Source organism: Paracoccus versutus (assembly GCF_000763885.1).
Classification (GTDB): domain Bacteria; phylum Pseudomonadota; class Alphaproteobacteria; order Rhodobacterales; family Rhodobacteraceae; genus Paracoccus; species Paracoccus versutus.
This window is the reverse complement of the sequence record NZ_JRKO01000031.1, coordinates 1-24,454: the sequence shown is the minus strand read 5'-3', so window position 1 is coordinate 24,454 and position 24,454 is coordinate 1. Positions and strand designations below refer to the sequence as shown.

Annotated in this window: 26 protein-coding genes, 2 tRNA genes and 3 pseudogenes; 18 read left to right on the top strand and 13 right to left on the bottom strand. The window is 66.8% G+C overall.

From position 1 onward, the window contains the following. Positions 1-7 precede the first annotated feature (7 nt). The 3 genes from atpD (at position 8) to IT40_RS14860 (ending at position 2,333) form a co-directional block, all read left to right on the top strand. Positions 8-1,432 (top strand): F0F1 ATP synthase subunit beta, encoded by a 1,425-nt coding sequence (gene atpD, locus IT40_RS14870; protein WP_036756685.1) that lies wholly within the window; start codon positions 8-10, stop codon positions 1,430-1,432. Between the two features lie 9 nt (positions 1,433-1,441). Beyond that, complete coding sequence (locus IT40_RS14865; RefSeq protein WP_036756682.1) at positions 1,442-1,888, top strand: F0F1 ATP synthase subunit epsilon; 447 nt, start codon at positions 1,442-1,444, stop codon at positions 1,886-1,888. A gap of 94 nt (positions 1,889-1,982) precedes the next feature. Next, entirely contained in the window at positions 1,983-2,333 is a 351-nt protein-coding gene (locus IT40_RS14860) for an H-type lectin domain-containing protein (protein WP_036756679.1), read from the top strand. Between the two features lie 6 nt (positions 2,334-2,339). Here IT40_RS14860 and IT40_RS14855 read toward each other — a convergent pair whose 3' ends face one another. Then, on the bottom strand, positions 2,340-3,110 hold the full coding sequence (locus tag IT40_RS14855) for an alpha/beta fold hydrolase (RefSeq protein ID WP_036756676.1): 771 nt from the start codon (positions 3,108-3,110) through the stop codon (positions 2,340-2,342). Next, entirely contained in the window at positions 3,107-3,706 is a 600-nt protein-coding gene (locus IT40_RS14850) for a 2-hydroxychromene-2-carboxylate isomerase (protein ID WP_036756673.1), read from the bottom strand. The genes IT40_RS14855 and IT40_RS14850 overlap by 4 nt, the downstream gene beginning before the upstream one ends. Before the next feature lie 81 nt (positions 3,707-3,787). On the opposite strand from IT40_RS14850, the gene IT40_RS14845 reads away from it, so the two are divergent. Beyond that, on the top strand, positions 3,788-4,807 hold the full coding sequence (locus IT40_RS14845) for a ribose-phosphate pyrophosphokinase (protein ID WP_036756670.1): 1,020 nt from the start codon (positions 3,788-3,790) through the stop codon (positions 4,805-4,807). A gap of 66 nt (positions 4,808-4,873) precedes the next feature. On the opposite strand, the gene IT40_RS14840 is transcribed toward IT40_RS14845, so the two are convergent. The 3 genes from IT40_RS14840 to IT40_RS14830 all read right to left on the bottom strand — a co-directional run bounded on the left by IT40_RS14840 (position 4,874) and on the right by IT40_RS14830 (position 6,821). Next, on the bottom strand, positions 4,874-5,326 hold the full coding sequence (locus IT40_RS14840; RefSeq protein ID WP_036756667.1) for a CoA-binding protein: 453 nt from the start codon (positions 5,324-5,326) through the stop codon (positions 4,874-4,876). Positions 5,327-5,510: 184 nt separating this feature from the next. Then, complete coding sequence (locus IT40_RS14835) at positions 5,511-5,852, bottom strand: YHS domain-containing (seleno)protein (RefSeq protein WP_275600366.1); 342 nt, start codon at positions 5,850-5,852, stop codon at positions 5,511-5,513. Positions 5,853-6,023: 171 nt separating this feature from the next. Further along, the gene (locus IT40_RS14830; RefSeq protein ID WP_036756662.1) at positions 6,024-6,821 is read right to left on the bottom strand and encodes a TrmH family RNA methyltransferase; all 798 of its coding nucleotides are present in this window, start codon (positions 6,819-6,821) and stop codon (positions 6,024-6,026) included. A gap of 174 nt (positions 6,822-6,995) precedes the next feature. Between IT40_RS14830 and IT40_RS14825 the strand changes: the two genes are divergently transcribed. The 5 genes from IT40_RS14825 to IT40_RS14805 all read left to right on the top strand — a co-directional run bounded on the left by IT40_RS14825 (position 6,996) and on the right by IT40_RS14805 (position 12,116). Further along, positions 6,996-7,079: transfer RNA gene (locus IT40_RS14825), tRNA-Tyr, on the top strand. Positions 7,080-7,433: 354 nt separating this feature from the next. Continuing rightward, a complete protein-coding gene (locus tag IT40_RS14820) occupies positions 7,434-8,429 on the top strand; it encodes an ABC transporter substrate-binding protein (RefSeq protein ID WP_036756658.1) in 996 nt (331 codons plus the stop codon). 74 nt (positions 8,430-8,503) lie between these two features. Further along, the gene (locus tag IT40_RS14815; protein ID WP_036756655.1) at positions 8,504-9,385 is read left to right on the top strand and encodes an ABC transporter permease; all 882 of its coding nucleotides are present in this window, start codon (positions 8,504-8,506) and stop codon (positions 9,383-9,385) included. Beyond that, entirely contained in the window at positions 9,382-10,428 is a 1,047-nt protein-coding gene (locus IT40_RS14810) for a quaternary amine ABC transporter ATP-binding protein (RefSeq protein WP_036756652.1), read from the top strand. The genes IT40_RS14815 and IT40_RS14810 overlap by 4 nt, the downstream gene beginning before the upstream one ends. A 215-nt stretch (positions 10,429-10,643) precedes the next feature. After that, positions 10,644-12,116, top strand: coding sequence for a nucleobase:cation symporter-2 family protein (locus IT40_RS14805; protein WP_036756650.1), 1,473 nt, complete (start codon positions 10,644-10,646; stop codon positions 12,114-12,116). A gap of 160 nt (positions 12,117-12,276) precedes the next feature. On the opposite strand, the gene IT40_RS14800 is transcribed toward IT40_RS14805, so the two are convergent. From IT40_RS14800 to IT40_RS29590, 3 genes and pseudogenes are all read right to left on the bottom strand, one after another. After that, positions 12,277-12,351 (bottom strand) — tRNA-Glu (locus tag IT40_RS14800). Between the two features lie 110 nt (positions 12,352-12,461). After that, the gene (locus tag IT40_RS14795; protein ID WP_116171108.1) at positions 12,462-13,670 is read right to left on the bottom strand and encodes a Bcr/CflA family efflux MFS transporter; all 1,209 of its coding nucleotides are present in this window, start codon (positions 13,668-13,670) and stop codon (positions 12,462-12,464) included. A 226-nt stretch (positions 13,671-13,896) separates the two neighbouring features. Continuing rightward, positions 13,897-14,255, bottom strand: a pseudogene (locus tag IT40_RS29590) (carbonic anhydrase); the annotation flags it as partial. 15 nt (positions 14,256-14,270) lie between these two features. Between IT40_RS29590 and IT40_RS29585 the strand changes: the two are divergent. The 4 genes and pseudogenes from IT40_RS29585 to tnpC all read left to right on the top strand — a co-directional run bounded on the left by IT40_RS29585 (position 14,271) and on the right by tnpC (position 16,961). After that, positions 14,271-14,462 (top strand): hypothetical protein, encoded by a 192-nt coding sequence (locus IT40_RS29585; RefSeq protein WP_116171106.1) that lies wholly within the window; start codon positions 14,271-14,273, stop codon positions 14,460-14,462. 95 nt (positions 14,463-14,557) lie between these two features. Beyond that, positions 14,558-14,938, top strand: coding sequence for an IS66-like element accessory protein TnpA (gene tnpA, locus IT40_RS29285; RefSeq protein WP_036756644.1), 381 nt, complete (start codon positions 14,558-14,560; stop codon positions 14,936-14,938). Beyond that, the gene (tnpB, locus tag IT40_RS14780) at positions 14,935-15,282 is read left to right on the top strand and encodes an IS66 family insertion sequence element accessory protein TnpB (RefSeq protein WP_036756641.1); all 348 of its coding nucleotides are present in this window, start codon (positions 14,935-14,937) and stop codon (positions 15,280-15,282) included. The genes tnpA and tnpB overlap by 4 nt, the downstream gene beginning before the upstream one ends. Before the next feature lie 54 nt (positions 15,283-15,336). Further along, positions 15,337-16,961, top strand: a pseudogene (gene tnpC / locus IT40_RS14775) (IS66 family transposase). Positions 16,962-17,025: 64 nt separating this feature from the next. Here tnpC and IT40_RS30830 read toward each other — a convergent pair. Further along, a complete protein-coding gene (locus IT40_RS30830; RefSeq protein WP_084197149.1) occupies positions 17,026-17,229 on the bottom strand; it encodes a pentapeptide repeat-containing protein in 204 nt (67 codons plus the stop codon). 177 nt (positions 17,230-17,406) lie between these two features. Between IT40_RS30830 and IT40_RS14770 the strand changes: the two genes are divergently transcribed. After that, on the top strand, positions 17,407-17,829 hold the full coding sequence (locus tag IT40_RS14770) for a DUF1489 family protein (protein WP_036756637.1): 423 nt from the start codon (positions 17,407-17,409) through the stop codon (positions 17,827-17,829). 642 nt (positions 17,830-18,471) lie between these two features. Here IT40_RS14770 and IT40_RS27660 read toward each other — a convergent pair. The 3 genes and pseudogenes from IT40_RS27660 to IT40_RS30825 form a co-directional block, all read right to left on the bottom strand. Then, on the bottom strand, positions 18,472-19,284 hold the full coding sequence (locus IT40_RS27660) for a CPBP family intramembrane glutamic endopeptidase (RefSeq protein WP_166436087.1): 813 nt from the start codon (positions 19,282-19,284) through the stop codon (positions 18,472-18,474). Further along, positions 19,281-19,991 (bottom strand): hypothetical protein, encoded by a 711-nt coding sequence (locus IT40_RS30090; RefSeq protein WP_036756631.1) that lies wholly within the window; start codon positions 19,989-19,991, stop codon positions 19,281-19,283. Before IT40_RS30090 ends, IT40_RS27660 begins: the two co-directional genes overlap by 4 nt. 223 nt (positions 19,992-20,214) lie before the next feature. After that, positions 20,215-20,574: pseudogene (locus tag IT40_RS30825) on the bottom strand (autotransporter-associated beta strand repeat-containing protein); the annotation flags it as partial. A 73-nt stretch (positions 20,575-20,647) separates the two neighbouring features. On the opposite strand from IT40_RS30825, the gene IT40_RS14750 reads away from it, so the two are divergent. The 4 genes from IT40_RS14750 (at position 20,648) to IT40_RS14740 (ending at position 23,829) form a co-directional block, all read left to right on the top strand. Continuing rightward, a complete protein-coding gene (locus tag IT40_RS14750) occupies positions 20,648-21,151 on the top strand; it encodes an RNA polymerase sigma factor (RefSeq protein ID WP_036756770.1) in 504 nt (167 codons plus the stop codon). Position 21,152: 1 nt separating this feature from the next. Then, complete coding sequence (locus tag IT40_RS14745; protein ID WP_036756626.1) at positions 21,153-22,106, top strand: FecR family protein; 954 nt, start codon at positions 21,153-21,155, stop codon at positions 22,104-22,106. 208 nt (positions 22,107-22,314) lie between these two features. Beyond that, the gene (locus IT40_RS26800) at positions 22,315-22,713 is read left to right on the top strand and encodes an STN domain-containing protein (protein ID WP_166443846.1); all 399 of its coding nucleotides are present in this window, start codon (positions 22,315-22,317) and stop codon (positions 22,711-22,713) included. 48 nt (positions 22,714-22,761) lie between these two features. Beyond that, a complete protein-coding gene (locus IT40_RS14740) occupies positions 22,762-23,829 on the top strand; it encodes a TonB-dependent siderophore receptor (protein WP_052095973.1) in 1,068 nt (355 codons plus the stop codon). Here IT40_RS14740 and IT40_RS28690 read toward each other — a convergent pair. Then, positions 23,826-24,038, bottom strand: coding sequence for a hypothetical protein (locus IT40_RS28690; RefSeq protein ID WP_140846973.1), 213 nt, complete (start codon positions 24,036-24,038; stop codon positions 23,826-23,828). The two genes, IT40_RS14740 and IT40_RS28690, sit on opposite strands and share 4 nt — an antisense overlap. Between the last annotated feature and the right edge of the window lie 416 nt (positions 24,039-24,454).

Genomic DNA, 24,454 nt, shown 5'->3' with positions numbered 1-24,454 from the left:
TAGAGACATGGCAGAGGCCAATGGAAAAATCACGCAGGTGATCGGCGCCGTCGTCGACGTGCAGTTCGACGGCCAGCTTCCTGCGATTCTGAACGCTCTGGAAACCGAGAACAACGGCAAGCGCCTGGTGCTGGAAGTAGCCCAGCACCTGGGCGAGAACACCGTCCGCACCATCGCCATGGACGCGACCGAAGGTCTGGTCCGCGGCCTGCCGGTGCGTGACACCGGCGGCCCGATCATGGTTCCGGTCGGCGACGTGACGCTCGGCCGCATCCTGAACGTCGTCGGCGAGCCGGTGGACGAAGGCGAGCCGCTGGTCGCCACGGACAAGCGCGCCATCCACCAGCCGGCCCCGGACTTCGCCGCCCAGGCGACCGCGTCCGAGATCCTGGTGACGGGCATCAAGGTCATCGACCTGCTGGCCCCCTATTCCAAGGGCGGCAAGATCGGCCTGTTCGGCGGCGCCGGCGTGGGCAAGACGGTTCTGATCATGGAACTGATCAACAACATCGCCAAGGTTCACTCGGGCTATTCGGTGTTCGCCGGCGTCGGCGAGCGGACCCGCGAAGGCAACGACCTCTATCACGAGATGGTGGAATCGGGCGTCATCAAGCCGGACAACTTGGCGGAATCGCAGGTGGCGCTGGTCTACGGCCAGATGAACGAGCCTCCGGGGGCGCGGATGCGCGTGGCGCTGACCGGCCTGACCCTGGCCGAGCAGTTCCGCGACGCGACCGGCACCGACGTTCTGTTCTTCGTCGACAACATCTTCCGCTTCACCCAGGCGGGTTCGGAAGTGTCGGCGCTTCTGGGCCGCATCCCCTCGGCCGTGGGCTACCAGCCGACGCTGGCCACGGACATGGGCGCGATGCAGGAACGCATCACCTCGACCAAGAACGGCTCGATCACCTCGATCCAGGCCGTCTATGTTCCGGCCGACGACCTGACCGACCCGGCGCCGGCCACGACCTTTGCCCACCTGGACGCCACGACCGTTCTGTCGCGCGCGATCTCGGAACTGGGCATCTATCCGGCCGTGGACCCGCTCGACTCGAACTCGCGGATCCTCGATCCGGCGATCGTCGGCGAAGAGCATTACCAGGTCGCCCGCGACGTCCAGGGGATCCTGCAGAAATACAAATCGCTGCAGGACATCATCGCCATTCTCGGCATGGACGAACTGTCGGAAGAGGACAAGCTGACCGTGGCCCGCGCCCGGAAGATCCAGCGTTTCCTGTCCCAACCCTTCGACGTGGCCAAGGTCTTCACCGGCTCGGACGGGGTGCAGGTGCCGCTGGAGGATACCATCGCCTCGTTCAAGGCGGTCGTGGCCGGCGAATACGATCACCTGCCGGAAGCGGCCTTCTACATGGTCGGCGGCATCGAGGAAGTGAAAGCCAAGGCTCAGCGTCTCGCCGCTGACGCGGCGTAAGGGGGCGACATGGCCGACACGATGCAGTTCGACCTCGTCTCGCCGGAACGGAACCTGGTTTCCGTCCCGGTGCGCGAGGTGCGCCTGCCCGGCGCCGATGGCGACCTGACGGCGATGCCCGGCCATGCGCCGGCCATCGTCAACCTGCGCCCCGGTCTGGTGACCGTGGTGGCGGGGGACGGGTCCGCGACGGAATTCGCAGTGACCGGCGGCTTCGCCGAGATCAACAACGACTCCGTCACCCTGCTTGCCGAACGCGGGCATCCCCGCGCCGAGATGACGCAGGCGGTCTTCAACGAGATGATGGCCCAGGCCCGTCGTCGCGTCGAAGTCGCCAAGGAACGCGAAACCGCCGGCGAGGAATTGGTCGCCGCGGCGGTCAAGCTTCTGGCCGACATGGAGGCGCTTGGCACGCATATCGGGCTTGACCCGAACCAGGCGAATTTCCCGCACTGACCGGGAATTGATGAAAACTATGGTAAGCCCCGGTTTTCCGGGGCTTTATCTACTTGTGCCATCGTTTTTTCATGGCACGGGGGAGGGGTAAGGGGTGCGACGTTTCGGATATTTCGCCGTCGGTGTCGCCAATGGCTCGACCGAGATGTTCTCGGCCTTCGAGAGCGGCGGGCCGATGTGGACAGGGCAGGGGCCGCGGGTCGAGCTGCGTTCCGTGCGCTTCGACGAACGCTTCGTTGAGCCGCCCGTGGTGCATGTCTCGCTGAGCATGTGGGACGTGGACGGCAATGCCAACCAGCGCGCCGACATCCAGGCGGTGAACATCACCGCCGAGGGGTTCGAGCTGCAGTTCAGCACCTGGGGCGATACCCGCGTTGCCCGCGTGCGCGCCAGCTGGATGGCCATCGGCCCCTTGCGGCACGAGGACGACTGGAACCTGGACTGAACCCGGTCAGGCGCGGTCCAGGTTCAGCCCGATCAGCTCGGCCACCTGCCGCGGATGGGTGATCGGCAGCATATGGCCGGCGCCGGGAACGCGGGCGCGCGCGACATCGGGCAGCCGCGCCGCCAGCGCATCGGCGATGGCCGGGATCACGGCGGGCGAATCCTCGCCCATGACGATCAGCACCGGCGCGTCGATGGCCTCCAGCCCCTCGGGCCGCAGGATATTGGCGCTGTCCTGGCGCAGCGCCTGGTTGCTGGCCTGGACCAGGTGGATCTGCCGCGCCAGGCGGGCCTTGCCCGCGGCGGTCTGCGAATCCCAGTCGATCCCGCCCCAGATGCCAAGAAAGGCGCGCGCCGCCTCGGCATCCTCCCCGGCGGCGAGCCGGGCTGCGACATCCTTCATCAGCGCGTCGTTCTGCGCCTCGGGTGCGGCGGCGAACAGCACAGGCTCGATCAGGGTCAGGCTGCGCAAGGCCTCGGGCGCGGCGACGGCGATGCGCAGCGCCACGGTCGCGCCCATGCTGTGGCCGATCAGGTCCAGCGGCCGGTCGATCAGCGCCGCGGCCGCGCGGGTGACGGCGGTGTGATAATCCGGCGTGCCGCCCGGCCAGTCGGGGCTTTGCCCATGGCCCGGCAGGTCCGGCGCGCTGATCCGCACCCGGTCGCGCAGCGCCTCGGCGATCGGCCCCCAATAGACCGCGTTGCCCATCATGCAATGCAGCGCCAGGGCCGGGCGATCCTCGTTGCCCGGCCAGCGCCTCAGGTGCAGCGCGCTCACAGGCTTGCCAGGTGCCGGTCGAGGAAATCCAGCCGGTCCTGGCCCCAGAACCGCTCGCCCGTCTCGCGCACGATATAGAAGGGCGCGCCAAAGGCCCCGGCCTCGACCGCCTGTTCCAGGTTGCGGCCGAAGGTCTCGGCGCCGACGAACAGGCCCTTGTCGGCCAGGTCCGGGTCGAAGCCCGCCGCAGCCAGCGTCCGGCGGATCACCGCGTCGTCGGCGATGTCGGCGTCCTCGGCCCAGACGGCACGCAGAAAGCCCTGCACCAGCCCGGCCAGGTCGCCGCCGCCCGCTTCTTGCGCGGCGATGATGGCATAGGAGGAGGGTGCCGGATTCACCGGCCAGAAGGCGGGTTTCGGGTTCAGCGCCATGCCCAGGTGCTGGGACCAGCGGCGCAGTTCCTGCGCGCGGTATTCCATGCGCGAGGGGTGGCGGTTCGCGGGGCGCACCCCGCCGGTGCGGTCGAAAAGTTGCAGCAGATCGACGGGCTTGTAGCGGATCGTCGCCCCATGGCGGGCGGCGATTTCCTCCAGCCGGTTGCCGGCAAGATAGCTCCAGGGGCTGGGTGTGCCGAAGTAATAGTCGATATGCGCCATGGTTTCGTCCTCGGGGTTTGCGGGCAGGCTAGCCCGGTGCTAAGCGGGGTGCAATCGCACGAATCCAGACAGGGAAAGCCCATGCCGGCCATGACCGAACCCAAGCTCATCGCGGGAAATGCGAACCGGCCTCTGGCCAATGCTATTGCCCGGCGCATGTCGATGCATCGCGGGATGAACGTCGCCCCCGTCGAGGCGCGGGTCGAGCGTTTCAACGACCAGGAAATCTTCGTCGAGGTTTATGAGAACGTCCGCGGCGAGGACATGTTCATCATCCAGCCGACCTCGAACCCGGCCAATGACAACCTGATGGAACTGCTGATCATGACCGATGCGCTGAAGCGGTCCTCGGCGGCGCGCATCACCGCGGTCATCCCCTATTTCGGCTATGCGCGCCAGGATCGCCGCGCCAAGGCCCGCACGCCGATCAGCGCCAAGCTGGTCGCGAACCTGCTGACCGAGGCGGGCGTGGACCGGGTGCTGACGCTGGACCTGCATGCGGCGCAGATCCAGGGCTTCTTCGACATCCCGGTGGACAACCTTTATGCCGCGCCGGTCTTTGCGCTGGACATCAAGCATCACTTCCGCGAGCGGCTGTCGGACCTGATGGTGATCTCGCCCGACGTGGGCGGGGTGGCGCGGGCGCGGGAACTGGCGCAGCGCATCGGCGCGCCGCTGGCCATCGTGGACAAGCGCCGCGAAAAGCCGGGCGAGGTGGCCGAGATGACGGTGATCGGCGACGTGACCGGCAAGACCTGCATCATCGTCGACGACATCTGCGACACCGCCGGCACGCTGTGCAAGGCGGCGCAGGTGCTGACCGAACACGGCGCGACCGAGGTGCATGCCTATATCACCCATGGCGTCCTGTCCGGCCCCGCGGTCGAGCGGGTGCAGGCCTCGGTGATGAAATCGCTGGTCATCACCGATTCGATCGAGCCGAGCGACAAGGTGAAATCCGCCTCGAACATCCGCATCGTGCCGACGGCGCCGATGTTCGCCCAGGCGATCCTGAACATCTGGAACGGCACCTCGGTCAGCTCGCTGTTCGAGGTGGACACGCTGGGCCCGATCTACGAAGGGCTCTATTCCGGCGTGTGATCGCCGGCGGCGCAAAAGAAAGGCCCCGATCCTCTGGACCGGGGCCTTTTTCGTATCGCCATGGCCTTAAAGAAAGCGCGGGAACTCGATCTTCGGGCAACGATCCTCGATCACCGTCAGGCCGCGGGCGCGGGCGCGTGCGGCCGCCTGCGGATGGCGGACGCCCAGCTGCATCCAGATCGTGCCAGGCCGGGGCAGATGCGCCAGCGCCTGGTCGACGATGGCGGGCACGGCCTCGGCCCGGCGGAAGATGTCCACCATGTCCACCACCACCTCGGGCGGAATCGCCCGCAGGTCGGGATAGACCCGTTCGTCCAGGATGGTGCTGCCCGCATGGCCCGGATTGACCGGGATGATGCGATAGCCCTGCGATTTCAGGTAACGGGCCACGCCCCAGGATGGTCGCGCCTCGTTCGGCGACAGGCCCACGATGGCAATGCAGCGCACCGTGCGGGCGATGCGCGCAATGTCGTCGTCGACCGGCGAGGTGCCGATGTCGCGAAGTACTGCCAGGTTCATCTGATCCTCCCCCAGATCTCAACCGAAAGTGGCATGGAAAAAGCGCCCGGTCCAGAGGTCTGGCCGGGCGCAAGTCGCGGAACGAGGGACAGTGATCTGAACATGACCGTTCCGTGGCCATGTTCAGTAAATAAATGGGAACCGTGGCTAAAAAGTTCCACCCCGCTCGCAAAAAAGTGAAATTTTAGGGATTCATGCGGGTCCAGACGGCCTTGGCGCGCATCAGGATCTGCTGCGGATCGGCAAGAAGCCGCTCACGTGCGCGTTCCGAGCGCAGGAAATAGGTGCGCTGGCCGATCACCACGAAATAGCGCGGATTGCCCGGCTCGGAGCGGCCTTCGGACAGGGCCAGGACGCAAAGCCCGCCCAGGCCGGGGGCGTAAGCCTTTGGATTGGCCTCGAAAAGGTTGCGGTTCTGTTCGCTGGCGAAATGCCAGGCCTGGCCGCGCCAGACCGTCACCAGGTCGGTGCGCCCCGGAACCGCGGCGTTTTCGGTGCCGTATGAGACCGGATCCATGCCGTCCAATGCCCAATCCTGCGCCAACGCCGCCGAAACGGGCAGGGCAAGCATCAGGCTGGCGAGAATCGGACGAATCATGGTGCGGCGGGGTTTGGTTGGACTGCTTTCGATCTGGCAAATCGGTTGGCGATTCTCAACCGGGGCGGGCGGGTTCTAGCGCCGATGTGAAGGCCGGGTTCAACTCTGTGAAGCCGCGTAAAGCGCCACCGCCGCCGCGTTTGAGACGTTGAGCGAGCCGAAATCTGCGGCGAAGGGAATGCGCAGGATACGGTCGCAGGTCTCGCGCGTGCGTTCGCGCAGGCCGGGGCCCTCGGCGCCGAGGACCAGGCAGATCGCCCGGCCCGAAAGTTCCGCCAGCGCCTGCGGCAGGGTTTCCGTGCCGGTGCCGTCCAGGCCCAGCACGACATATCCCATGGATTGCAGCTCGATCAGCGCATCGGCCAGGTTGACGATGCGCAGATAGGGCTGTCGTTCCAGCGCGCCCGAGGCGGTCTTGGCCAGCGCCCCGGTTTCGGGCGCGGAATGGCGCGCCGGCGCGATGACCGCGCGGGCGCCAAAGACCTCGGCCGAGCGCAGGATGGCGCCGACGTTATGCGGGTCCGTCACCCGGTCCAGCGCCACCAGCAGCGGCCGGCCCGGCCCGGACAGCGCCAGGTCGGCCAGGCTGTCCCATTTCAGCGGCCTGACCTCCAGCGCCGCGCCCTGGTGGACGCTTTCGGGCGACAGCGGCACGGTCCGGTCGAAGACGCGGGCATCGATGATCTCGGGCGTCAGTTCCGCGGGCAGGGGGCCCAGCCGGTCCAGCGCGTTGCGCGTCACCACCAGCCGCAGCTTTTCGCGCCGGGGATTGGCCAGCGCGTCGCGCACCGCATGCAGGCCGAACATCCAGACGGTTTCGGCCGCGGCGGCGCGGCGGGCGCGCTCCTTGTCGATGACCCAGGCGGGTTTCTTGGATTTCTGTGGTTTCTCGGCCATGTCGCATTCCCGGTTGCTGTTTCGACTGCGCAGAAAATGCCGCCGAATGCAACCTTGGCGACGGGGTGGCGGCGGGTTGGCGGTGGGGCAAGGAAGTGCGACTTTTCCGCGGTTCCCTGCTTGACGCCCCCCGACGGTCGGGATAATCACCGCTTCACGCCGAAAGCGCTCGGCGGGCGACGTGCTGCAAGGTGCGGCAGCGGACTGTAACTCCGCCGGGGAGACCCATGCCTGGTTCGATTCCAGGGTCGCCCACCACTTCTTCCAGATCAGCGACTTGGGTGGTGAGCTTCGCGGCTAGGGCAAGATGCCGGCTGCGGCGCGCAAGGCAGCGGCCGGCCGGTGGGGCACAAGGCGCCCCCTGGCCTTGCCAGGACGCTTTTTCGGTCCCGAAAATGCGGCGCAAATCCCCTGCCGGCAGAAAATCCTGAAGCGGATTTGAACTTTTCTCACAGAACTGTATAGTATCGCCCACCGAAATCGGGGCGCATGCCCCATTCCACGCAACAGGGTCGCAATCGACCCGCGGAGGTGACCGGCGTCGCGCGTCGGTTGGTTTCGCCCCCTGCGCCGCGTCACGCGTGCGCGTTGAAAATCCGGAGATCATGTTTGATGGGCAAATTTCTTGCTTCGACTACGCTTGCCTTCGTGGCGCTGACCGTCCCCGCCTTTGCTGCGGATGAAGAATGCGGCAGCATCACCGTCGCCGAAATGAACTGGGCCTCGGCGGGGTTGGCGGCTTGGGTCGACAAGATCATTCTTGAAGAGGGCTATGGATGCGACGTGGGGCTGGTCGCGGGCGATACCATGCCGACCTTCGCCTCGATGAACGAAAAGGGCGAGCCGGACATGGCGCCCGAACTGTGGGTCAACGCCGTCAAGGAACCGCTGGACCAGGCGGTGGAAGAGGGGCGGATCGTCATCGCCTCGAAGATCCTGTCCGACGGCGGGGTCGAGGGCATCTGGGTGCCGACCTGGCTGGCCGAGGAACACGACATCCGCACGCTCGAGGACGCGCTGGAGCATCCCGAGCTGTTCCCCGGTGCCGAGGACGGCAGCAAGGGCGCCTGGTTCGGCTGCCCCTCGGGCTGGGCCTGCCAGGCGATCAACCGCAACCAGTTCGTCGGATCGGGCGCGGCGGAAAAGGGGTTCGAGCTGGTCGATTCCGGCTCGGCCGCGGCGCTGGACGGCTCGATCGCGCGGGCGGCGAACCGCAACGAGGGCTGGCTGGGCTATTACTGGGCGCCCACCGCCATCCTGGGCCAGCATGACATGACCCGGCTGGAGCTGGAGGCCGATTTCGACCGCGAGCGCTGGGACAGCTGCATGGTCAAGCCCGATTGCGCCGAGCCCGAGGTCACGGAATGGCCGGTCTCGGACGTCTATACCGCCGTGACCAGGGAATTCGCCGACAAGGCCGGCGTGGCCATGGACTATGTCGAGTCCCGCGCCTGGAGCAACGACACCGTCAACGAGATGCTGGCCTGGATGGTCGAGAACCAGGCCAGCAACGAGGACGCCGCCTATGAGTTCCTGGAACGGCACGAGGAGATCTGGACCCGCTGGGTGCCCGCCGAGGTCGCCGACAAGGTCAAGGCCGCCCTGTAACCCGCGCCTTCGCGCCTGACGGGCAAGGCCGCCGCCGCGGTCTTGCCCCTTTCCATTTCCAAAGGACGAACGACATGGACCTGATCCGTTTCCCGGAGATGAGCCGCGGGAGCCTGCGCGCGATGCGCCAGACCATCGACGGCGGCTTCCGGGACTTCACCCGCGCCTGGGGCGACACGCTGGAGGCGATCTTCGCGCCGCTGCAAGACCTGCTTACCCTGATCGAGAACCTGCTGATCCGCTCGCCCTGGATCCTGGTGCTGGCGGTGCTGGCGGCCGGGATCTGGCTGCTGAGCCGAAGCTGGAAGATCGCGCTGGGTTCGGTGCTGGCGCTGCTGGTGGTCGGCTATTTCGGCATGTGGGAGGACACGATGCGCACCATCGCCATGGTCGCGGTCTGCACCCTGATCGCCGTGGTGGTGGGCATTCCCATCGGCATCCTGATGGCGCAGTCGAACCGCATGAACGCCATGGTGACGCCGATCCTCGACATGATGCAGACCATGCCGAGCTTTGTTTACCTGATCCCGGTGGTGATGATCTTTGGCCTGGGCAAGGTGCCCGGCGTGATCGCGGTGGTGATCTATGCCATCCCGCCGGTGATCCGGCTGACCAACCTGGGCATCCGGCAGGTGGCGGCGGATGTGCTGGAGGCGGCCGAGGCCTTTGGCTCGTCGAGTTGGCAGAAGCTGCGCGACGTGCAACTGCCGCTGGCGCTGCCGACGATCATGGCGGGCGTCAACCAGACCATCATGATGAGCCTCGCGATGGTCGTCGTCGCCTCGATGATCGGGGTGCGGGGCCTGGGCCAGCCGGTGCTGCAGGCGATCAACCAGCAATATTTCACCATGGGGGTGATGAACGGCCTGGCCATCGTGGCCATCGCCATCATCATGGACCGCACCACGCAGGCCTATGGCAAGCGGCTGCAAAAGCACACGGAGGCCGGCAAATGACCGAGGCGGGCACACATGACATCGAGATCCGCGACCTTTACAAGATATTCGGCCCCGAGGCCGGCCGCCATGTCGAGGCGGTCAAGGCCGGGCTGACCAAGACCGAGCTGAACGACCGGCACAATCACGTCCTGGGCCTGCAGGACATCAACCTGACCATCCCGCATGGCCGGATCACGGTCATCATGGGGCTGTCGGGTTCGGGCAAGTCGACGCTGATCCGGCACATCAACGGGCTGATCCGGCCGACGGCGGGGCAGGTGCTCTATGACGGGCTGGACGTGGTGACGATGACGCCGGCGCAGCTGCGCGACTTTCGCCGGCAAAAGACCGCGATGGTGTTCCAGAAATTCGCGCTGCTGCCGCATCGCACCGTGCTGCGCAACGTGGCCTACGGGCTGGACATCCGCGGTATCGCCGAGGCCGAGGAGCGCGCCCGGCACTGGATCGGCCGCGTCGGCCTGCAGGGCTACGAGGAATATTATCCCCGCCAGCTTTCCGGCGGCATGCAGCAGCGTGTGGGCCTGGCGCGGGCCCTGGCCAACGATGCCGAGATCCTGCTGATGGACGAGGCGTTTTCGGCGCTGGACCCGCTGATCCGCATGGACATGCAGTCGATCCTGCTGGAATTGCAGCAGGAATTGCGCAAGACCATCATCTTCATCACCCATGACCTCGACGAGGCGCTGCGGCTGGGCGACAAGATCGCCATCCTGCGCGACGGCGCCATGGAGCAGGTGGGCGACGGGCAGGAGATCGTGCTGCGCCCCGCCAACGCCTATATCGCCGAATTCGTCCGCGAGGTGAATCGCGGCCGCATCATCGAGGCGCGCACCATCGCCGCGCCCGCCGCCGAGGGGCGCGAACTGCCCGGCTTTGCCGTCAAGGCGCGTTCGCGGCTGGACCTGGTCGCGCGCCGCATGACCAAGGCCGGCGTGTCCGAGGCGCAGGTCCGCGACGGCGACAGGCTGGTCGGCATCATCGACCTGCCCTCGATCCTGGAGGCGATGGTCAACCCGGCCGATGCGGCCAGCGACGACTGAGGCCCTGCGCCCCTGACCCAGGCCCGCGGCAGGGTGGAAATCCTGCCGCAAGCCTGGCCTGCTGCCCCACCTGCCGCGCCTCCCGCGTCGATTTTATATCAGATTTTAAGTCAGCATATAGCTTTCTGTAAAAGTCACCCCCGGCTTATCCCGATAAGTTCCGCCAATCTTGAGGGGAGAGAGCCTGCTTGCGAAGAGAGAAGGGGGAGACGACCATGCAAACGGCAACGAATGCAGAAGCGGGGCCGGTCCGGCCCGAGGACGAACGGCTGGGCCTTGCCGCCAACCTGGCCTATGGCATGCAGCACATCCTGACCATGTATGGCGGCATCGTGGCGGTGCCGCTGATCGTCGGCCAGGCCGCCGGCCTGTCGCCCGCCGACATCGGGCTGCTGATCACGGCATCCCTGTTCGCCGGCGGCGTCGCGACCATCCTGCAAACCATCGGCCTGCCATTCTTTGGCTGCCAGCTGCCGCTGGTGCAGGGGGTTTCCTTTGCCGGGGTGGCGACGATGATCGCCATCTCGGGGAATGGCGGCATACAGGCGATCTTCGGCGCGGTCATCGTCTCGTCGCTGCTGGGCCTGCTGATCACGCCGATATTCTCGCGCATCACCCGCTTCTTTCCGCCGCTGGTGGCGGGGATCGTGATCACCACCATCGGTCTGACGCTGATGCCGGTCGCGGGGTCCTGGGCGATGGGCGGCGACCGCAACGCGGCCGATTACGGCAGCCCGGCCAACATCCTGCTGGCGGGCCTGACGCTGGCCATCGTGCTGCTGCTCAGCAAGGTCGGCAATGCCGCCATATCCCGGCTGTCGATCCTGCTGGCGCTGGTGATCGGCACGGCCATCGCCTATGCGACCGGCATGACCGATTTTTCCCAGGTCGGGCAGGGGCCGGTCTTCGCGCTGCCGCAGATCTTTCATTTCGGCTATCCGACCTTCGGCGTCGCGGCCACCATCTCGATGTTCATCGTCATCCTCGTGACCCTGGTCGAGACCTCGGCGGATATTTTCGCCGTGGGCGAGATCGTCGAGACCAAGGTGGACGGGCGGCGGCTGGGCGACGGGCTGCGCGCCGACATGCTGTCGAGCATGCTGGCGCCGGTCGTCGGCTCGTTCACGCAAAGCGCCTTTGCCCAGAACGTCGGCCTGGTGGCCGTGACCGGCGTCAAGAGCCGCTATGTCGTGGCGACGGGCGGGCTGATCCTGGTGGCGCTGGGGCTGTTCCCGGTCATGGGCCGGATCGTCGCGGCGATTCCCAGCCCGGTGCTTGGCGGGGCCGGCATCGTCCTGTTCGGGACGGTCGCGGCAAGCGGCATCCGCACCCTGTCCAAGGTCGATTACGCCAACAACATGAACCTGATCATCGTGGCGACCTCGATCGGTTTCGGCACCATCCCGATCGTGCTGCCGACCTTCTACCACCAGTTCCCGGCCTGGGTCGAGACGATCTTCCATTCGGGCATCAGCTCCTCGGCGCTGATGGCGATCACGCTGAACCTTCTGTTCAACCATTTCACGGCCGGCAATTCCGACCAGCCCTCGGTCTTCGGTGCCGCGGCGGAACGAACCATCCGCTACACCGACATCGCCCAGCTCGAGGACGGGGATTATTTCATGGACGGCCGGCTCTACGACGCGAATGGCAATGAGGTGCCGCTGGTCCGCCCAGCCAGCCACTGACCGCGACCAGCCACTGACCCCGAGGCGGGCCGCCTTCACGGCGGCCTGCCCGAACCGCCGCCCCTTCGCGACATGTTCCCGGCCGCCCACGGGCGCGCGCCTGCATCGGGCGGGCGGCATCGGGCTAGCCGTGCAAGGGGATCAAAGGCAAAGGGGGCGATGGCAGCCCGTAGGGGAGTCGAACCCCTCTTTTCAGGTTGAAAACCTGACGTCCTAACCGATAGACGAACGGGCCATGCCTGCGCCTGCGCTTCGGCCGGCGACACGGCTGCTCTTAGGCCAGCTTCGGCGGCTGCGCAAGGGGCCGCGGCGCATTCCCCTGTGGGTAACTCGCGGCCGGCGCCGTCAGCCCTCGCGCACGCCGCGCATCAGCATCAGCGCGACCGCCGAGCAGACCAGCGTCGCCAGCACGATCGGCCGCGCCGTGCCGTCGTAAAGCAGCCCGACCGGCGCCGCGATCAGCACCGCCCCCAGCGTCGAAAGCGCGCCGACGACCGAGGCTGCCATCCCCGCCACATGGCCCATGCGCTGCAAGGCCATGGCGTTGAGGTTGCCGAAGGTCACGCCGGCCATGAAGAACACGCTGACCGCCCAGAAGAAGAAGGCCGGAAAGCGCAGCGCCTCGGGCAGCAGGTCGCAAAACACCAGCACCGTCATTGCGCCCGAGACCACGACCTGCATGGCATAGGCCCAGCCCACGATGCGCCGCATGCCCAGCCGCACGACATAGCGCGCGTTCAGCACCGTGCCGCTGCCCGACAGCAGGGCCATGGCGGCGAACCACAGCGGGAAGCTTTCGCCCTTGCCGTAGGTGTCGACGAAAAGCTGCTGGGCCGAACTCAGCAGCGCGAACATCTGCCCGAAGCCCAGCGTCATCACCACCGTCACCAGCTGCACCTGGCCGTTGCCCATCACCTCGCGCGCCGAGGCCGCCAGGCTGCGCAGGTTCAGCGGCCGGCGCGCGGCCTCGGGCAGGGTCTCGGGGCGGCGCAGGTTCAGCCACAGGCTGCCGATCAGCGCCAGCACCACGAAAGAGCCGAACACCCCGCGCCAGCCGACGAAATGGATCACCACCGCCCCGATCGAGGGCGCCACCGCCGGCACCAGGATGAAGATCATCATCACGAAGCTGGTGATCCGCGCCATCTCGCGCCCCTGGTACAGGTCGCGCACCATGGCCAGCGCCACGATGCGCGGTGCGGCGGCGCCGATGCCCTGCACGAAACGCGCCGCCAGCAGCAGGTCCAGCGAATCGGCAAAGATCGCCGCCACGGCGGCCAGCGCGTAAAGCGCGAAGCCGGCGGTGATGACCGGCTTGCGCCCCAGCGCGTCGGAAAGCGGCCCGCCGACCAGCAGGCCCAGCCCCAGCCCGCCGACGAAGGAGGTCAGCACAAGCTGCGCGCGGTTGACGTTCTGGGGCGTCAGGGCGGCCGCGATCTCGGGCAGCGCCGGCAGCATGGAATCGATCGAAAAGGCAATGACGGCGAAGATCAGCGCCAGCATCGCGATGAACTCCGGCAGGGGCTGGCCGCGGGTCGGTTGGGGATTGGGCATGATGTCTTCCATCGGTGGACCTTCGGGGCGTAACCTCGCAAGCCCCTGGGTTCAACCCCTGCGGGCACCCCGCCTGATCCCGGCCCTTTCGCCTACAGGAAGCGGACTTCCCCCGTGGCGGTGCCGTGCATCGCGGCCACCACCACGATTTCGGCGGCATGGCCATGTCCTTCAGCGTCGGGCTTTCCGCAAGGATCTTGGCCACGGTCAGTTCGGCATTCTTCTCGGCCACCTGCTGCACCAGCGCCTTGTCCTTCGAGGTGCGATTGGCCGGGGCAACGGCCGCAATGGCCGGTTCGATCCTCTGCAGCACATGCGTCAGATAGCCCAGCTCGACCTTGTCGATGGCACCCTTGGCCGCGCCGCAGGCGCTGTGCCCAGCACGACGATGGCCCTGGAGCCCGAGACCTTGCAGGCGAATTCAAGGCTGCCGATGATGTCGGTGTTCACATAATTTCCGGCGATGCGCGCGGTGAACAGGTCGCCGACCTTCTGGTCGAAGACCAGTTCCGGCGGTACGCGGCTGTCGATGCAGCCCACGACCGCGGCAACGGGATATTGCCCTTCCGAGGTTTCGCGCGCCATCGCGTTCAGGTCGCAATGCTGCACCGCCCCGGCGGCAAAGCGGGCATTGCCCTCTTGCAGCGCGGCGATGACATCGCGGGGGTCATGTCGGCCTGGCGCTCCTTCGTCGGCATGACGCAGGCGGTTTCCGCCATGCCCGCGCCGGCGGAGGCCGGCGTGAACGAAGCGGTGGTGCAAAGAAACATGCGGCGGTTCATCATAGGGTAACCGCCCGGTTGCGACCATCTGCCTGAGTTTGGGCGGATCGGCTATGGGAGGTGCATAACGACGTCGTTTGCGACGTCTCTTATGCGGGGTTGAGGATGCGTGGCGATGTCCTTGGGTTGGAGCGGCGGCGGTGGGATGACGAGGAGAAGCTCGGGATCGTGCTGTCGGTTGGCGCCGATGGCGCGACGGTCACGCAGGTGGCGCAGCGCCATGATGTGACGCGCCAGCAGATCTACGCCTGGCGGCCCGAGCTGAAGAAGAAGGGGCTGCTGTTTCCGACCGCCGATACGCTGTTTCTGCCGATCTCGGCGCCTGAGCCGATGGAACCGGCTTTGCCGGAGGCGGCGCTGGCCAGTCCGACCGCACCCGATCCGCAGATTGAGTTGGTTCTGGCCAATGGCCGCTGCCTGCGCTTCGCGCCAGATCTGGAGCCTGCTGTTCTGGTGCGGCTGATCCGGGTGGTCGAGGCGGCATGATCGGCCCCGGAACCGGTGTCAGGGTCTATCTGGCCTGCGGCGTGACCGACATGCGCAAGGGGATCGAAGGGCTGGCGGCGCTGGCCCGGGACGTGCTGCGCCAGAACCCGACCTGCGGCGCGGTCTTCGCCTTCCGCGGCCGTCGCGGCGACAGGCTGAAGCTGCTCTATTGGGACGGCCAGGGCTTCTGCCTCTACTACAAGATCCTGGAGCGGGGCCGCTTCCCTTGGCCCGGCAGTAGCGAAGGATCGATGCGCCTGACTTCGGCGCAGCTTGCCATGCTCTGGGAAGGAATTGATTGGCGCAGGCCGGATTGGGGCGCGCCGCCTGCGCGGGTCGGATGAACCGGAAGACGTTGTTTTTATGGCTGCTCGGACCGATCCGTGTCATCAGATCGCATGTCGAGCATGGCCGAACACCTGCCGGATGATCCTGCGCTTCTGAAGGCGCTGATCGCGGCCTTGCAGGCCGGGAATGCGCAGATATCGGCGACCCTGCGCGCCCCTGACCATCTGATCCAGACCCTGCGGGCGCGGATCGCCAAATTGCGCAAGCAGGTCTTCGGCCAGTCATCGGAGAAGATCGAACGCGAGATCGCACAGCTGGAACTGGCGCTTGAAGACCTCATGGTCGCGACAGCCGAAAGCAGCGCGGCCGCCGCCGAGGATGCCCCGGAAGTCAAGACCATCGCCGAGCCCGATACAGAGGACCGCCCCACACGCCGCCGCCCGCGGGTCTCGGCGGATACGCCGCGCGAGCGTCAGGAACTCGACCCCGGCAGCTGCTGCCCCGATTGCGGCGGCGACCTACGACTGGTGGGCGAAGACACCAGCGAGATGCTGGATCTGGTTGCGGCGCAGCTGAAGGTCGTGCAGATCGCCCGGCTCAAGAAGTCCTGCCGCCGCTGCGAGCACAGGGTGCAACCGCCCGCGCCCAGCCGTCCGATCCCCGGCAGCATGGCGGGCGCGGGGCTGCTTGCGCATGTGCTGGTCTCGAGGTTCGACGATCATCTTCCCTTGTATCGCCAGAACGAGATCTTCGCCCGCATGGGTGCGGACATCCCCGACAGCACTCTGGTCGACTGGTGCGGCCGGGCGATGCGGGTGCTGCAGCCGCTGATCGATCGCATCGAGATGTCGGTGATGGCCAGCGATCTGCTCCATGCCGATGACACCCCGATCCGGGTGCTCGACCGGTCCTTGCGCGACCGCGGCCTCGGCAAGGGGGTGAAGAAGGGTCGGATCTGGGCCTATGTCCGCGATCAGCGGCCCTGGTCCGGCTCAGCGCCACCCGGCGTGACCTGTCACTTCGCGCCGGACTGGAAGGAAGAGCATGTCCGCCATCACCTGCGACGGTCCAGCGGCATGCCTTACAGGCAGATGGCTACAAGGGCTACGCCAAGCTCTACCTTCCCGAACCGGACGGCAGCTCGGCCCGCTTCCGCGAGGCCGCGTGCTGGGCGCATCTGCGACGGGACTTCCATGACGTCTGGCAATCCACCAAATCCGAGATCGCCCGCGCAGCCCTTGATCGGATCGGGGCGTTCTACGACATCGAGCGCGACATCACCGGCCAGACTGCCAAGGCGCGCCATGCGGCCCGCCAGACGCTGAGCAAGCCGCTGGTCGAAGCGTTCTTCGACTGGTCCGGGGTGCAGCTACGCCGGCTCCCCGGCAAGAGCGATCTCGCGAAGGCCTTCCGCTATGGCCTTAGCCGCCGCGCGGGCTTCAGCCTGTTCCTCGACGATGGCCGCGTTGCCATCGACAACAATCCGGCCGAGAGGGCCCTGCGGCCCATTGGAATCGGCAGGAAAAACTGGCTCTTCGCGGGTGCCGAAACCGGCGCCGAGACTCTCGCCCGCGCCATGACCCTGATCGAGACGGCCAAGATGAACGGCCTCGATCCGCAGGCCTATCTGGCCGACATCCTGGACCGCATCCACGACCACAAGATCAACCGGCTCGACGAACTGCTCCCCTGGAACTGGGCGCCACCGGCAGCACCGCGGGAGGCAGCCGCCTGATCATCGGCAAGCCGAGGCGGTAGAAACCGAACGGTTACATCATAGGTTACTCCTCCCGTTGTGTTCATGGGTTCACAGCCCAAGGAGGTCGGGCGCGCAGACTGCACCGGACCAGACTGCACCGGACCAGACTGCACCGGACCAGACTGCACCGGACCAGACTGCACCGGACCAGACTGCACCGGACCAGACTGCACCGGACCAGACTGCACCGGACCAGACTGCGTTGCTTTGCAAAATTTTTCCTGAATGATCGCTTTCTGGCCAAAGAATCGGATTCGGCCTAGCGTCCATGTTGTCGCAGGGTGGTCATCGCCTCGGGGGAAATCAGCAGGCCCCCGCCCGTCGCTGGGCCGGTCCTGCTTGCCCGGCCGCTGCGCTGCGGTCATGGCGGCTTGGCGCACAGGTCCATTGCGCCCGCTCGCCACGGAGCTATATCTGGCACATGAGCGCGTCCCTGAACCTGATGAAACTCTGCGTCGGCTGCGACGATCCGGCCGAACTCGCCGCCTGGCAGAAGCACCGTTTCGGCGGTGGCCCGGCCCGCCATGTCACCCGCATGTGGCCCAAGCGCGAGGCCGAACTGCTGGACGGCGGCTCGATCTACTGGGTGTTCAAGGGCGTGATGCAGGCCCGCCAGCGCATCCTGGAGCTGCATGAGGTGCAGGGCGAGGACGGCATCCGCCGCTGCGCGCTGATCCTTGCCCCCGAGCTGGTGCGCGTCGCGGCCGTGCCGCGCCGTCCGTTCCAGGGCTGGCGCTATCTGCCCGGCGCCGAGGCCCCGCCCGACCTGCCGGCAGGCCGCGGGGCCGAGCCGGACCTGCCCCCCGAAATCGCCAGGGCGCTGGCCGAGATGGGCCTGCGCTGAGCCCTCCGGGCAGGCCGCGCCGAAGGGCTGCAATGCGCTTTCCCCACGTGAGGTGGCAAATTTTCCCATGGCGGGGTGGAAAACCCTCTCGACAGGCGTGCCGGGCTTTCGCAGTCTCCAGGTCTCCAGGTCTCCAGGTCTCCAGGTCTCCGGGTGGCTGGTGTATCCCACCACAGCTTCCTGCGTGACCAGGTCTGCACATTCCAGCGTCATGGGCACCCGGAAACCTCACCTCGGATCCCGCGCCGAAGGGCCTGACCGGCAGAGACTAGTCGTTTCCGATGGCGTGGCGTGGCCCTGGAATCCGCTGCCAAATCCCGCGGCTGCAAGCCCTGGCGGGTGTTCCCTGCCGGGCAGAGCGTGCCAATCCGACGCAAGCGGGCACAGAAACCCCACCGGGCGCAGTGGCGTATCGCCCATCGCGGCCGAGGCGCGGTCCACGGCATGGCTCTGCAGGGGCCGGCAACCGACTGGGGAACCCTGATCAGCGTCTCGGGCGGTCCGCCCATCGCGGTTGCCGCGCCCGCACCCGACGCGGTCGGGCCTGGTGCCGGTTTTCGCCAGCAGGGCGGTCGCGATCCGCGCGTCCGGCCGGCTCGGGTCGTCCCGGCGCGCCTGTCGGCCCCGCGACCTGCACTCGGATCATCTGCCCTGGTCATGGCGCCGGCCGGCGCGCACCGTTTCATTGCGCACAAGCCAGAGGCCGTAGAAAAACATCGGCAGGACGAAGCCCACGGAAACGCCCAGTCGATGCAGAAAGGGCAACGCGACAGCCGGGTCTTCCGGCGCGCCGAAGCCGCCGAAGCCGCCGAAGCCGAGGACCAGGATGTTCCACAGGCAATGCAGCGCCATCGCCGGGACAAGCGACCGGCACCGGATGCGAAGAGCCAGCCAGCCGGTCCCGGACAGCGCGGCCGCGACGGACTGCACGATGCCGCCCTGCATGTCCCCGGTGCCGGCGACATCGGCCATGTGGGCGATTCCGAAAATCCCGGAAACGGCCAGAAAGGCCGGCCAGAACGGCATCGCCCGGCGCGGCGCGCCCCATAGCACGCCCCGAAAGGCAAGCTCTTCAGCGATGCCGATGGCGATCACGTTGACCATCACATGGATCGCCGCCGCTTGCATTCCCTGGCCCGCCGCCCCGACCAGGGCCGCCATGGCGGCAAGATGCAGCGGAAACCAGAGGAGCCGCCCGAGGGTGCGCCAGTCGGGCCACCGCAGCCCCAGGCCCGTCCCGCGCAGCAGCCGCACGGCAAGCAGCAGGAATGCCAGCGCCGCAAGGTTTTTCCACGCCGGGGTGGTGGTCATCACCTGTTTCAGCGAAACCGGGGCATCGCGCGGCATCAGGCCGATGCTGGTTGTCAACACCAGCCAGGCCGCAACGACGCAAAGCGCGACGGCAAGGTGGCCGAGCCCGCCGGATCGCGCCCCGATCTCAAAAGCCTGAGTCAATCCTTTGTCCTTTCCCCGATCCGTCCTGCCGTGGCCGGTCGATCCGTCCCGACCTGCATCGCATCCGTTCTCTCCCGCCTGGAAGTCGACCCGCCAGTCGTCCAGCGGCCCGTCGAGCCCAAGAAGCAGCCCCTCGCTGTCCTGTTCAAGCGCGGCGGCATTGCGACCGCCGTCCTGATCGGCCGATGACCATGGCCCCGCGTCCAGAACGCGCTGCCGGGATCCGTGCCGGCCGCAAGGCGGAACCTGTCGGCGAAGGCGAGGCGGGGAAAACGGCCCTCCTCGAACAGCCGGGCCAGCGCCGAGGCATGGATTTCCCCCGACAGAAGGTCCAGCCCGCGGCGCACCGCATTCTCGTCGCTCATCAGCGCGACCGTGTTCCATACCGCGTAGCCGCGGGGCAGGGCATCGATCCCCCGGCCGGTCGCGGACTGGTTGGCCGTGCGCGCGAGCGATGCGAAGGAGACGTCGTTTCGCACCAGCTCCAGCGTGACGTCATTGCCGTCCCCGCCGGCATGGTTCAGCTGCGGGTCAAGGAACAGGAGGTTCCTGTTCACCGCGGCGAAGGTTCCGCTTACGGCGCCGGTCCCCTGGTTGTCGATGATGGTATAGGGGTGGGCGATCGCGCTCCAGCCCTCGGCCGCAACGGGCGAGAAGCGAGGCTCGATGGTCGATCCGGCAATGTCGACGCGGCCTTGCACCGCCAACCCGCCCACCGCCGCCGGGGCGCCGTCGATCTGCAGCGTGCCGCGCAGGACATAATCGCCCAGGACCGCCTGCCGGCCCAGGCCGTCGCCCGGAGCGTGGACGCCCCCGGGCGGCGATGGTGACGGCGGCTCCCGCGTCGCCGAGCGTGCCCGAGCCGCCCAGCGTCCCGCCCGATTGCACGCTGATCGGGCCGCCCAGCCCGCCGGCGCCCACGGTCAGCCGGCCATCCGTGACCGTGGCGCTGCCGGCGAAGCCCGCATTGTCGCCGGCCAGCGCCAGCGTGCTCGCGCCGAGCTTGTAGAGCTCTCCGCCGCCAAGGATGCCCCGGCCCAGGGTAAAGACGTGGCCGGCCGCGGCGATGTCGAACCCGCCGCCGTCGACGCCCACCAGGACGGTGCGGTCCGTGGCCCGGTAGCTGTCGCCGGTCACGCGCAGGACGCCGCCGTCCTGGGTCAACGCGCCCCCGGCCTGGCCAAGCGCGTCGTCGGCAGCGACCGCGACCACGCCGTCCTCGATCCTGGTGCCGCCGGCATGGGTGTTGGCCCCGGTCAGGACCAGCGTTCCGCCCTGGGTCTTGACGATGGCTTACCTTAGCCACAGGGTCATTTCGCATCGTAATGGACCGTAACGTCCGGTGGAGCTTGGAGTGACAGGCATGGCCTGGGATTTTCAGAGCCTTTTCCGGCGGCACGCGCCGGGGATCGCACGCTCGCTGCGCAGGCGCGGGCTGGATGCCGAAGCTGCGGCGGACCTGACCCAGGACACCTTCGCGAGGGTCATCGCCAGGGGGCCCGCCCAGGATGTTTCCGACTACCTGTCGAGGGCCTATCTTTACCGAGTGGCGCGCAATCTGGGCATCAACCACGCAAAGCGGCAGGCCTTGGTGCTTTCGCTGCCGCTGGAGCAATCTGAAGCCCAACGGGCACTCGCCCGCGAGCCCGACGCAGAAACGATCCTGGCCTCTCGTGAGCAGTTGCGGCTGGTGGCTGCCGTCCTGGCCGAGTTGCCGGAACGCCAGCGGTGCGCATTCCTTCTGCATCGGGTCGAAAATTGGCCCATCGCGCGCATCGCCGAGGAGATCGGGTTGTCCCCAACCCGCACATGGGAGTTGGTCCGTGATACCTATCGCCGGATCGTGCTGCGGACAGGGGGGCTCTAAGATGGCCTCCGCATCCGAGAAACGGCCGGAACTGGACGACCGGACATCCCGCCTGCTGGACGAGGCCATCGACCTGGTGATCCGACGGCAGAACGCGCCGGAGAACTTTGTGACGCTTCAGACGATTTCGGCCTGGCGCGGGCGCAGCGCAGAGCACGAGCGCGTCTGGCAGTGCGTGGCCGAGGCGCATGGGTTGAGCGGTGCCGCCTTGGCCGAACCGGCGAAGCCCCGGCTGACCCGGCGCAATCTGGTGCTTGCGGGGACGCTCGGCCTGGGGGCTGGAGTGTTGGGTGCCTGGGGCTTGCCCTCTATGCGATTGCGGTTGCAGGCGGACCAGTTGACCGCCACGGCCGAATTGCTGCCCATGGAGTTGCGCGATGGCACGCGGATCACCCTGGGTCCGGCCAGTGCCATCGCAATGCCGGACCATGGCGAAACCCGCGCCGTGCGCCTGTTGCGGGGCATGGCCTGGTTCGATGTCGCACCCGATCCGACGCACCCCTTCGTCCTGGAATTGAACGGCGGCGTCGAGACGCGGACGGCAGGGGCATCCTTCGAGGTCTCGCAGGATGCGGGTGTCGTCAACCTTGCCGTTGCAAGGGACGAGGTCGAGTTGATCGGCACATCCCGTTACGGTATCGGCGCCGGGCGCTGGATCCGTCTGGATACCGAGACCGGCCACCCGGAGACCGGCAGCCGCGACGGGGCCATGGCTGGGGCTTGGCGGACGGGGATGGTCGTGGCCGAGGCCGAGCCGCTGGAAACGCTTGTCGCGCGGATCGCACGCTGGTTGCCCGGCCGTGTGATCGTCGCGGACGCTGCGATCGGTCGCGCGCGGATCAGCGGCCTTTTCGACATCTCCGACCCCGAGCGAGCGCTCGAGGCCGCCGTCCGCCCGACCGGCGGCCGGTTGCGCCGGGTCTCGGGTCTGTTGGCGGTCATCTCCAGCGTCTGAACTTTTTTCGATAATCGACCGAATGAATCGCCTGCCCGATTGTATCAGTCATAGGGTCGGGCAATACCCAATGCGCTCCGGCGAGCGAAGGCACGGCACACCCTCCAGTCCAATTTGACCGAAGGAGAGGCTCGCCATGGCAGAAAGTTCAGTTTATTCAATGTTATATCCAACCGCGATCCGGCCGGCGCGGATGCTGGGGGCACTGTTGCTTTCCACGCTGGTCCTGGCGGGCGGAACCATCGTGATCAGCCAAGCGGCATCGGCGCAGGAAAGCGCGCAAAGCGTGGAGTTCTCGATTCCGGCCGGGCCGCTGAGCCAGGCGCTGATGGTCTGGGGACGGCAGGCGGGGGTCCAGATCTCCTATCTGGATGCCGTCACGTCCGGCAAGAGCACGTCGGGCCTTACGGGCAACCTGCGACCGGAACAGGCGCTGGCGCGGCTGCTGTCGGGCTCGGGCCTGCATTACAGCTTTTCCGATCCCCGCAGCGTCGTCATTTCAGGCCGTTCCGCCTCCGCCGGCATGACGGCGCCGGACGGCTCGATCCTGCTGGATACGATCACGCTCAACGCATCCGGTGCGGCGACCGAGGGCAGCGGTTCCTAGGGGGCCTGCGAGGCCAGCATCGCCAGCGGTGCGCAATCGCTAAAGGACGTGCCGCAGTCGGTCACGGTCGTCACGCGGCAGGCGATCGAGGACCCGAACCTGACCACGATGAAACAGGCCATGGCCAGGACGCCCGGCATCGTCGCAACGCGAGAGGCGACCAGCGCCCCCGCGTTCTATTCGCGCGGCTTCAAGATCAACAACTATCAGATCGACGGCATGAGCACGGCCTATGAATCGTCCTTCCGGCCGGATTTCGACATGGCGATCCATGATCGCGCCGAGGTGCTGCGCGGCGCCGAGGGGCTGTTTTCCGGCAGCGGAGAACCGGGCGGCAGCGTCAACCTGGCCCGCAAGCGGCCGTCCGAACGGCTCCAGTCCAGCATCGCCCTGTCCTATGGCAGTTGGCAGAATCGGCGGATCGAGGCCGATATCGGCGGCCCGCTGACCCGCGACGGCGCGCTGCGCGGTCGCCTGGTCGGGGCCTGGCAGGACCGGGACTTCTTCTACTCCCCGGGCGATGAGAAGAAGCATGTCCTGTATGGCGTGCTGGAATACGACCTGACGCCCGACACGACCGTCAGCGCCAGGGTCAGCTATCAGCGGCAAAAGGGCAACAAGTGGTTTCTGGGGCTACCGACCTGGGACGATTTCCAGCTTATGGACATTGATCGCAGCCGGGCGCTGACCACCGACTGGGCCTATGTCGACCACAGGATCAAGGATGTCTTCGCCACGGTCGAGCATCGGATCAGCCCCGACTGGACGCTGAAGCTCTCGGCCATGCGGCAGAGTTTCGAATCCGACACCATGCGGATCAACCCGACCGGGCCGATCGACCGCGAGACCGGGAATTTCGCCGGTGTCTTTTCCCGCTACGAGGAAACCGGGAACCATTCCAAGGCGGCGGACCTCAGCCTGCAGGGCCAGTTTGGCCTGTGGGGGCGCCAGCACAAGCTGCTGATCGGCGCGGATTGGCGTGAAAGCAATGCGCATCAGTGGATGTATTCACTGGATCAGGTGCTTTATCCCGGCATGGTGGGGCTGGATAATTTCGACACGCTGAACGGCATCGACCCGACCATCCTGTATCCCTGGTATCTGTGGCCTGCTTAACCCGCGACCTGATTCCACGTCTTGCGCAGATCGCGGGAAAGCTGGGCGGGAGAGACCCAATAAACGGCGCAGACAAGCATCGCCTCGGGAGGCAATACCGCGTCGGGATCAAAGAGCCATTCCTCGACACGGGAATGGCCCCACAGCCACGCTTGCGCTTCCTCGTAGCTCGACACCGACTGTGGCGCAAAGACACGACCACGACGCATGTCAGCCCCCGAGTGGGAAGGAGATGCCGGGAAGGACAACACCGCCACAGACGGCGGCATGATAGGCCGGGAACATGGTCGCGGCCACGGCACCAGCCGCACCGAGGACGGGCGGCAGAACCGCTTTGACGATCAACGGGATAAGGGGTTTCACTGTGGACCTCGCAACTGAAAACGACGGAAGGCCCGTCGCAGCCAGTGTTCCTATGTCGAACCACTGAAATAATGGCCAACTCGCACCGGTCCATTACATATAACCCATTGATTTCAATTCATCCAAGAATCGCGCGTTTTCCCGCTTTGACCATTCTACGCGCGATTATTGACCATCGAAATGTTGCGTGATGGCCAAAGAAAAAGGCCGCCCGAAGGCGGCGTGACGAAGTCTGGCATCTTATGGAGGGCAGGGCCGGACT